This window comes from Halomonas sp. KM-1 (genome assembly GCF_000246875.1).
In the GTDB taxonomy this organism is placed as follows: domain Bacteria; phylum Pseudomonadota; class Gammaproteobacteria; order Pseudomonadales; family Halomonadaceae; genus Halomonas; species Halomonas aerodenitrificans.
On sequence record NZ_BAEU01000086.1, the window covers coordinates 1 to 9,738 of the forward strand.

The following is a 9,738-nucleotide window of genomic DNA, read 5'->3' on the forward strand; positions in this document are numbered from 1 at the left end:
GGCCGACCTTCTCTCCGGCGCCGAGCCGATTATCGATCCGGCCCCCTATCGCTTCGATCGCTTCTGACGCGAACGGTCATGTCCGGCGCGATGACCGCCCGCCGTCCGTCTCGCGGCTATTGCGTCTGGGCGCGCTGAAGGGTGGCGGAGGGTGGCTCCCGGAACAGGCGTCGGTATTCGCGGCCAAAGTAGCTCAGATGGAAGAACCCCTGACGGGCGGCGGCATCGGCAATGCGTTGGGTGGGCTCCCGCAACAGGCTTCGCCGAACCGCGTTGAGCCGAAGTGCGCGCAGATAGTGCACCGGCGCCTGGCCGGTCTCCTTCTGAAAGCTGTATTGCAGGGTGCGGCGCGAGATCTTCAACTGGCGACACAGCGACATCAGCGAGGGGGGATCGTCGGGCCGAGCCCGGGTCAGCACCTGGCAGCGATCGACGATATAGCGCCGAGTACGATAGCAGACGTCGTCGAGTCGCGGCGATCGCGTGCAGTCACCAAGTAGCAGCGCGACTCCCTCCTCTAGCTGGTGCAGGAACACCGGCTGCAGCGATGCCGGTGGGCCGCCGTGGGCCTGTGCCGCCTGCAGGTAGTCCGTCATCGCTTGCCACTGCTGCCTAACGGCGGTCAGCACTGGCGCTGCTACCTCCAGCGCGCGCAACCGCCGCTCGTCCCGCTCCAGCCAGCCGTAGCGGTGGCGGTCGATCGACACCACCAGCAGGTCGTAGCGCCCGGTTGCCACGCTCCAGAATCGCTCGCAGCGCGGTAGCACCGTGATGGCGTCGGCGGGAAACAGGCCTTCGCTCGGCCAGTGGATCGGCAGGACCAGATGCCACTGGGTTTCCGGGAAGTGCATCGACTGGGACAGGCCCAGGTTGGCACTCTCGCGGAACAATCGCAGCCCCCGGCCGGTGACATCGACGATATCGCCGCAGAAGCACCCCTCCTCGATCTGGTCGAACTCCTGCTGCCAGCCATCCAGCCGCTGGGCATGGTCGATGACGTCTTCGCAGTGGTAGAGAGCGATAGTCATGAGGGGCGCCTCTGGCTCGTGATGCTCTGCGACGGCGTTCAGTCGCTCATGTCCGGCTCGAAGAGCCCGGTCTGCATACGGAACTTGACCCAGAAGAGTGCGATCACGGCGACAATGCCGAGCACCACGCCGAGCAGGGTGTAGACGGTGGCCGTCATGTCCGGCGACGGCGAGGCGTTGGCGGCCACGTAGCCCATGCCGATGATGCCGATGACCTGAGGGACGGGGTAGAAAGGGGTGCGATAAGGGCGTGCGTGGTCAGGCTTCCTGGCACGCAGCACGATGACGTTGATATGCGCGACGATATAGGCCAGCAGCCAGCTGGTCGCAGCACCGATCAGCAGCAGGATGATGTTGTCGGGGCTGACCAGCAGGAAGGGGATCGCCACGATCGTCGCCAGGAACAGGATGCCGACCCAGGGCGTGTCGAAACGTGCATGCTTCCGGCCCATGATGGCGAACGCCTGGCCGTTGTCGGCCATGCCCGAAAGCATGCGGGGCACTGCGGCGAGCACGGTGTTTACGGTGCTGCAGGTGGCGGTCAGCCCCATGACGGTGGCGATGATCAGACCCGCCTGGCCGAAGACGCCGTCGACCAGGTCCAGGTAGGGCAGGGGCGAGGTGGTCAGCGTCTCCTGGGAGAGATAGCGCCCGGCACCCAGGCAGAACAGCGCGAACAGCACGAAGATAATCAGCAGCGACATGAACATCGCCCGCGGCACGCGGCGTTCCGGCTGGCGGATGTCATTGATCAGCGGGCAGATGAACTCGCAGCCGACGAACATCCACATGGCCAATGCCGTGAGGGCGATGAAGCTGCCGTCGAAGATGCCCTCCTGCCCCCAGCCGATGCCGGCCGCCACCTGGACGACCGAAGCCGAGGGTGTGTCCAGAAGCGCGGTGGCGCCGACCAGCAGGATGGCGGCGATCATGGCGAAGGTGAACAGGTTCTGCGTCTTGGCGAAGACATCGGTGCCCAGGATATTCAGTACCGCCAGTCCGGTCAGCAGTACCAGCGGAATCAAGTAAGGGGGCAGCAGGCCGGGAAATAGCGTCTGCAGCAGGAGATCGACCAGAATCAGCTCCGCCGACAGGCCGAACATGGCCACCACCACGTAGCCGGAAAATACCGAGACGATCGCCGGGAAATGGCCGATGGCCTTCTGGGTATAGGTCGCGAGGGTACCCGACGACGAGGGGTACATCAGGGAGAGTTCGGAAAAGGTGATGGCATTGCAGAAGGCGAAGATCAAGGCCAGCCCCATGGCTGCCAGAAAGCTCAGGCCTCCTATACCGAAGCCCATCAGCGCCGAGGCCATCGCTCCTTGCACTACGACGCAGCCGACGCAGATGGCGATCATGGTCTTGAAGCCGATGCCCGGCGCACTCGAAGGGTGACTCTCGTGGGCGCTGGCGCCCCGGGTGGACGTGGAGTCGATCATGGTGAATCTCCGGAAAGGCCTATTGTGTCGTTGTGGTCCCTGGGCGCATCCGAGCTTACGTGGCGAGCCTCATGCACAGCCTGTACTTGACGCCGGTGGATGTCTTGACTGTCCTTGACGGGGAGTTGACGCTCAGTGTCAGGCGGCAGGCATAAAAAAGCGTCCGATACGCAATGGCATCGGACGCAAGGATGAGGAGGCATCAATAAGCGATGCACACCGACTTGAGTTCGGTGCAGGCCTCCACCGCTTCGCGGCCGAACTCTCTACCGATGCCGGACTGCTTGACGCCGCCGAAGGGCAGGCTGGCATCCAGGGTCACGTGGGTGTTGACCCATACCGTGCCTGCTTCGATTCGTGGGATCAGGCGCATGGCCTGGCTCAGGTCGTTGGTCCACAGGCTGGCGGCCAGCCCGAGGTCGCTGTCGTTGACCATGGCCAGCCCCTCCTCGATCTTGTCGAAGGGGATCACCGAGAGTACCGGCCCGAATACCTCCTCACGGGCCACCGTCATCTGCTGGGTCACGCCACTGAGGACCACCGGCGAGACATAGAAACCTTCCTCGGGCACAGCGGCGCCACGTAACACCTTGGCCCCCTCCGCCTGGGCACGCTCGATATGTGCCAATACGCTCTGTTGATGACGCCTCGAGACCAGCGGATTGAGCTGCGCTGCCGGATCCAGGCCGGGTCCGACCGACATGCCCTGGATGGCGCCATGCAGGCGCTCGCAGAACGCATCGTGCAGCGAGCGGTGCACATAGAAGCGCGAGGCGGCAGCGCACACCTGGCCTTGGTTGAGCAACCCCGCCATCAAGGCCCCGTGTACCGCCTTGTCCAGGTCGGCGTCTTCCAGCACGAGCATGGGGTTCTTGCCGCCCAGCTCCAGCGAAAAGCGGGCCATGTGATCGACGGCGGCATGGCCGATCTGCTTGCCCACCGCGGTGCTGCCGGTGAAGGTCACCTTGCGCACGTCGGGGTGCTCCGCCAAGTACTGTCCGGCGATAGAGCCGGCGCCTACCACCACGTTGAAGGTCCCGGCTGGAACGCCCGCCTCCAGAGCCAGCTCCGCCAAGCGCAGGGCACTCAGTGGAGTCTCGGTGGCCGGCTTGATGACGATGGAGCAGCCTGCTGCCAGCGCCGGGATCACCTTCCACAGGGTGATCATGAAAGGGAAATTCCAGGGTACGATCCCGGCCACGACGCCCACCGGCTGGCGCAGCGTATAGGCATGAAACTCGGCGCCTTCGGGCATGCCGATGGAGACCGAGGTGGTCTGCCCTTCGAGCTTGGTGGTCCAGCCGGCGGTATAACGCATGAAATCGACGGAGAAGCCCACATCCACCATGCGCGCAATATGGATCGACTTGCCTTGGTTGAGGCTCTCGAGTTGGGCCAGCTCCTCGCCATGAGCTTCCACCAGGTCGGCGAACTTGAGCAGGATACGCTCGCGCTGAGCGGGCTTCATGCCGCGCCAAATGCCGTTGTCGAAGCAGCGCTTGGCGCTAGCGACGGCCCGGTCGACGATCGCCTCGTCAGCAAGCCCCAGACGGGTCAAAGACAAGGCGTTCGAGGGGTCGATGATATCCGCATGGCGGCCACTGCCGGAAAGGTGCTCACCATCGATGAAAGAGCCTGAGGCCCGAGAGAGAAAGGCATCCACTTCGGGAAGCCTGGCGATCATGGTGTCGGTCATTGTGCGTGCCTCTTGTCGTATAGCCGCGGTTTCGGTGGGGCATGACTGACGCTAGCAGCCTCCAGGGCGGGTGACTTGTCGCTGGGTGCCATGAAGATGACTCCACCTGCCAGGAGCGGCAAAAGGCTGCTGCAAAATACTTGTATGCGCGAAACGAGAAGGAGGCTTCGATGAGGGCGGCGTCTACGCCCTGGTGACCGGCTGCGCCGCTGGCGACTCCGCCGCGGCGCTGATCGTCAAGGTGGGGTGACGGCTTCTCTCAAAGCCCTGTCTCGGACATGCGGCTCAACACCGCGCCGGCGTGGCGCAGGGTGTGGCCGTGGGCGTGGGCCTGGGGGGCCTGGGTGGCAAGATAGAAACGGGCCAATTCGCTCAGCCCCGCCAGGTAGTCGGGGTCGCCGTCGCCTGTCGTGCGGCGGGCTTCGGCGGCCAGAGCCAGGCGGGCCATCTGCCAGGCGCCGCAGGCGATGCCGAGCATATGTAGCAGAGGCACGGCGCCGGCATAGAGCACGGCGGTGTCGGCCTTGTGGGCCAGCAGCCAGTCGGCGCTCTGGTCGAGCAGGGTGGCCTGGCCGTGGAGCGGCTGCGCCAGGTCGCTGAGCTTGGCATCAGATTCGAGCCGAGCGGCCGTCTCGTGGATATCCGCAATCAGCTCGCGCAGGGTGGCGGCGTCCTCACGCAGGATCTTGCGCCCCAGCAGGTCGTTGGCCTGGATGCCGGTGGTGCCCTCGTAGATGGTGATGACGCGGGCGTCGCGGAACAGCTGGGCCACCCCGGTCTCCTCGACGAAGCCCATGCCGCCGAAGACCTGGATCGCCTCGTCGCAGAGGTCGTTACCCACCTCGGTGCACCAGCCCTTGGCCACCGGCATCAGCAGATCGACGTAGCGGCGGTACTTGTCGGCGACTTCGGCCTCGGGGTGGTGACGGGCGAGGTCGAACCAGCCGGCGGCGCTGTAGAGCAGGCCGCGCATGGCCATCAGCCGGGCGCGCATCGACACCAGCATGCGCTTGACGTCGGGGTGGACGATGATGGGCCGGCCGACTTCGCCGCTGACGATGTCGCGCCCCTGGACGCGCTCCCGGGCGTAGGCGAGGGCGGCCTGATAGGCGCGCTCGCCCAGCGCCAGGCCCTGGATGCCCACGTTGAAGCGGGCCTCGTTCATCATCACGAACATGGTGGCCAGGCCCTGGTGCGGCTCGCCGACCAGATAACCCAGGGCGCCGCCGTCGTCACCGTAGCTGAGGGTGCAGGTGGGGCTGCCGTGGATGCCCATCTTGTGCTCGATGGCGATGCAGCGGATGTCGTTGCGCTGCCCCGGCTCGCCCTGCTCGTCGAGCAGGTACTTGGGCACCAGGAACAGCGACAGCCCCTTCACCCCCGGCGGGGCGTCGGGCAGCCGGGCCAGTACCAGATGCACGATGTTGGGGGTGAGTTCGTGCTCGCCGTAGGAGATGAAGATCTTCTGGCCGAACAGGCGGTAGGCGTCATCGCCCTCGGGCTCGGCGCGCATGCGCGTGGCGGCCAGGTCGGAGCCGGCCTGGGGCTCGGTGAGGTTCATGGTGGCGGCCCACTCGCCGCTGACGATCTTGTCGAGCCAGGTGGCTTTCTGTGCCTCGCTGGCGGCGATGGTCAGCGCCTCGGTCTGGCCCACGTTGAGCTGGGGCAGCATGGCGAAGGCCATGTTGGCCGAGAACCACATCTCCCACACCGGGGTGGAGACCAGTTTGGGTAGCCCCTGACCACCATGTCCAGGGGGCAGCGAGAGGCCGATCCAGCCGGCCTCGCGGAACTGGTCGTAGGCCGTCTGCCAGCCCTCGGGAGTGACCACTCGCTCGCCTTCCAGGCGGCAGCCCTGCTGGTCGCCGACCGGGTTGAGCGGGGCGAGCACGCCGGCGGCGAACTTGCCGGCCTCCTCCAGCACGGCGCTGACCAGATCCGCCGAAGCGTCCTCGCAACCGGGCAGGTCGCCAATCCGCTCGAGACCGGCCAGCTCCTCGAGGATGAACTGCATATCGCGCAGCGGTGCCTGGTAATCGAGCATGCGATGGACGTTCCTCGTTGCTGGCCGGACGTAGATAGGGTCTGGATCTGGTGGGGGTGGGCTATCCCGGTGGGCAGGCCTTCGCGAAGGCGCTGTGAACCCTTCCCTGGGCGCTACTTTTGCCATCCATGGCAAAAGACCTTCGCTACGACCTGCCCGCCGGCGCCCACCGAGAACGGTGCCGAAGAAGGGGCTTTTACCTCGGAGCCATACGGATCGCCCCATCTACTCGAATGGTCTCGCCGTTGAGCATGGGGTTATCGACGATATGGCAGGCCAGGCGTGCGAACTCGTCGGGCTCTCCCAGGCGATTGGGGAAAGGGATGGACGCGGCCAGGGATTGCTGCGCCTCTTCCGGCAGCGCCTCCATCAGCGGGGTCCTGAACAGTCCCGGGGCGATGGTCATGACGCGGATGCCGTGGCGCGCCATTTCCCGGGCGATGGGCAGGGTCATGGAGACGATGCCGCCCTTGGAGGCCGCATAGGCGGGCTGGCCGATCTGGCCGTCGAAGGCCGCTACCGAGGCGGTGTTGACGATTACTCCGCGCTCGCCGTCGGCCTGGGGCTCGCCCTTGGCCATGGCGGCGGCGGCCAGGCGCAGCATGTTGAAGGTGCCCAACAGGTTGATGTTGACGATGCGGGCGAAGGCTTCCAGCGGCAGCGGCTCGCCGTGACGATCGACCACCTTGGCGGGATCGCCGACCCCGGCGCAGTTGATCAGCCCGTGCAGGCCGCCGAAGGTGTCCACGGCCAGCGCCACCACGGCCTGGGCATCGGCCTCGCTGGTAACGTCGGTGCGGCGGAACAGCGCGCGGTCGGTGGCGCTCCTGGCGTTCAGCTCGCCCGCCAGCTTCTCGCCGCGCTCGGCATTGAGATCGGCGATCACCACGTTGCCGCCGGCATCGTGCAGGGCGCGGGCGGTGGCTTCTCCCAGCCCCGAGGCGCCGCCGGTGACGATGAAGGTATTGTCCTGGAACTTCATGGTGTTCTCCTCAGGTGCGCGGACCCTGGCCTTTCTTGGTAAAGAAACTGCCGATGCGCTCGGCCACCTCGGGGCTGGTCTGGGTCAGAGCGGCGGTGAGCGATTCCACGAACAGGCCGTCGTCGCTGGCCATGTTGTCGATGCGCGAGATGGCGGAGACCATGGCCCAGTTGGCCATGGGGGCGTTCTCGGCGATGCGCTCGGCGAGCTGGCGGGCCTTGTCGAGGCTCTCGCCGTTACCGACCACGTAGTGGGAGAGGCCGAGGCGCTGCCCTTCGTCGGCGTCCATGACGCGGCCGGTGAGCATCATCTCGCACATGCGGCCGGGGCCGATGATGTTGGAGACCCGTACCGAGGCGCCGCCGCCGACGAAGATGCCGTGGCGGCCCTCCGGCAGCTGATAGACGGTGCTGGATTCGGCGACCCGTACATGGGTGGCGGTGGCCAGCTCCAGGCCGCCGCCGATCACCGCGCCCTGCATGGCAGTCACCACCGGCAGGCCGCCGTTCTGCAGGCGATCGAAGATACGGTGCCAGCCGCGGGAGTGCTGCACCACGCCGAAGGGGTCGCGATGCTGATGTTCGGCGAGGTCCAGACCGGCGCAGAAATGCTTGCCCTCGGCGGCCAGAATGATGACCCGGGTCTCTTGCGGCGTGGCCACCAAGGCCTCTTCCAGAGCGCTGAGCAGACGGTCGCTGACCGCGTTACGCTTCTCCGGGCGCGCCAGGGTGATGGTGTAGATGGTGTCGTCCAGAGTCGTCTTGACGAGCGTTTCGGTCATGTGGGCCTCGGCAATAGTCGTCAAGCTGAGCGCTTGTTGTTCGAAGATACTGTTGTGCATTTAAACAATGGGTAGGTTACAGCAGTTGCCGGGCCGGGTCATTCTTGCCTTTCTTCGACTTTGGTCTTGGGGTCGAAAAACGAAGACGGCAGCCCGAGGGCTGCCGTCAACGAAGGGTTACTTAGAGAGTAGGAGAGTGGCGAGTGGTGAGTGAAACGAAGAGCGAAAAACTCAGGCGCGGCACTCGTCCTGTAGCGCGAGGGCGGCTTCGTAGACCTCCCTGCCCTCCTCGCCGACTTCATCCAGGTAGCGTTCGATGGTCTCGTTCAGCACCGGCCCCCAGTCGGCATCCTCGAGGGCATCCTCGATGACCAGGAACTCGTGGCCGGCCTCTTCGGCGTCCTGGCGGCCCTGGCGGATCAGCTCGTCGTAGACCTCGGCGGCGCGCAGCGACCACTCCAGGCCGCTGTGGTCGTCGATCACCTGCTGCAGGTCTTCGGGCAAGCTGTCGTAGGTGCGCTGGTTCATGGTGGCGAACAGCGACAGGTCGTAGAGCGGCACCTCGGTGTGGTAGCTGGCCAGCTCGTTGAGGCGGAAGGTCTTCATGCCCTCCCAGTTGAAGCTTAGCCCGTCGACCACACCGCGCTGCATGGAGGTGAATACTTCCGGTGCCGGCATGCCCACGGCCTGGGCGCCGAGCCGGGTGAACATGTCGCCGACCACCGGCGTGGGCCGGCGTAGGCGCAGCCCTTCCAAGTCCGCCGGCGTCTCGATCAGGCGCTCCTTGGTGTGCAGGTAGCCGGGGCCGGTGGTGAACATGAACAGCGGCCGGGTATCGGAGTACTCCTCGTCGAAGTGCCCCTGCTCATAGAGCGACTGCAGGATGCACGAGCCCTGGCGGCTGCTGGCCGAGACGCCGGGTAGCTCGACCACCTGGGTCAGCGGGAAGCGCCCGGCGTTGTAGCCCTGGGCGGTGGCGCCGATGTCGGCGATGCCGTTGACCACGCCCTGGTAGGCGTTGTCGGCACCGGTGAGGGTGGCGCCGGGGAAGATCTGCACCTGCAGGCGACCGTCGGAGGCCTCCTCGACGCTCTCTGCCCAGGCCTGGAACAGCTCGCGGTCGATCAGCGAGCCGCCGGGCCAGACGTGGGCGATGCGCAGGGTGGTGGCCTCGGCCAGAGCCGGTGCGGCCAGCAGCGTGGTTGCCAAAGCGATACCGGTGACGATCTTGCTGGGTGTCATGGGGGTGTTCCTCTTGTCGTTATGGGTGTCGTCATGTGAAGCGCCTACAGGTCCAGCACCAGGACCTTGCTCTTGGCTCGCGAGCAGCAGGGGGTGAACTGGTCGTTGGCGGCGTGCTCGTCGTCGTCCAGGTAGAGGTCGCGGTGGTCGGGCTCGCCCTCCAGCACCCGGGTCAGGCAGGTGCCGCAGACGCCCTGTTCGCAGGAGACCATGATCTCGATGCCGTTCTCGGACAGCACCTGGTGCACCGTCTTGTCGGCGGGCACGGTGAAGCTGGCGCCGCTGCTGGCGATCTTGACCTCGAAGCTGCCGTCGTCCGTGGTGTCGGTCACGGCACCGGCGAAGTACTCGGTGTGCAGCCGATCGCCGGGCCAGCCCGCCGCCTTGCAGGCCGACAGCACCGCCTCGATGAAGCCGGTGGGGCCGCAGACGTAGACCCGGGCGTCGGGGTCCGGCGTGGCGACCAGCGCCGCGAGGTCGAGTTGCTGCGCCGGCTCGCCGTCGTCGAAGTGGCTCGCGATAT

The 9,738-nt window shown here is 66.1% G+C and carries 8 protein-coding genes; all 8 read right to left on the minus strand.

Annotated features, from left to right (window positions below; all coding sequences use genetic code 11):
* Positions 1-116 precede the first annotated feature (116 nt).
* Positions 117-1,028: a helix-turn-helix domain-containing protein gene (locus tag B8115_RS09480; RefSeq protein WP_010627550.1), complete on the minus strand. Its 912-nt coding sequence runs from the start codon at positions 1,026-1,028 to the stop codon at positions 117-119.
* Between the two features lie 38 nt (positions 1,029-1,066).
* Positions 1,067-2,470 (minus strand): APC family permease, encoded by a 1,404-nt coding sequence (locus B8115_RS09485; RefSeq protein WP_010627551.1) that lies wholly within the window; start codon positions 2,468-2,470, stop codon positions 1,067-1,069.
* A gap of 202 nt (positions 2,471-2,672) precedes the next feature.
* Positions 2,673-4,166, minus strand: coding sequence for an aldehyde dehydrogenase family protein (locus tag B8115_RS09490; RefSeq protein ID WP_010627552.1), 1,494 nt, complete (start codon positions 4,164-4,166; stop codon positions 2,673-2,675).
* Positions 4,167-4,425: 259 nt separating this feature from the next.
* Entirely contained in the window at positions 4,426-6,210 is a 1,785-nt protein-coding gene (locus tag B8115_RS09495) for an acyl-CoA dehydrogenase (protein ID WP_010627553.1), read from the minus strand.
* Between the two features lie 196 nt (positions 6,211-6,406).
* Positions 6,407-7,192, minus strand: a complete 786-nt coding sequence (locus B8115_RS09500) for a 3-hydroxyacyl-CoA dehydrogenase (protein ID WP_010627554.1) — start codon at positions 7,190-7,192, stop codon at positions 6,407-6,409.
* 10 nt (positions 7,193-7,202) lie between these two features.
* Positions 7,203-7,973, minus strand: coding sequence for a crotonase/enoyl-CoA hydratase family protein (locus tag B8115_RS09505; RefSeq protein ID WP_026038013.1), 771 nt, complete (start codon positions 7,971-7,973; stop codon positions 7,203-7,205).
* 231 nt (positions 7,974-8,204) lie between these two features.
* Entirely contained in the window at positions 8,205-9,215 is a 1,011-nt protein-coding gene (locus B8115_RS09510; RefSeq protein ID WP_010627556.1) for a TRAP transporter substrate-binding protein, read from the minus strand.
* A gap of 44 nt (positions 9,216-9,259) precedes the next feature.
* On the minus strand, positions 9,260-9,738 hold a 479-nt coding region (locus B8115_RS09515), incomplete at its 5' end, for a flavin reductase family protein (protein ID WP_010627557.1).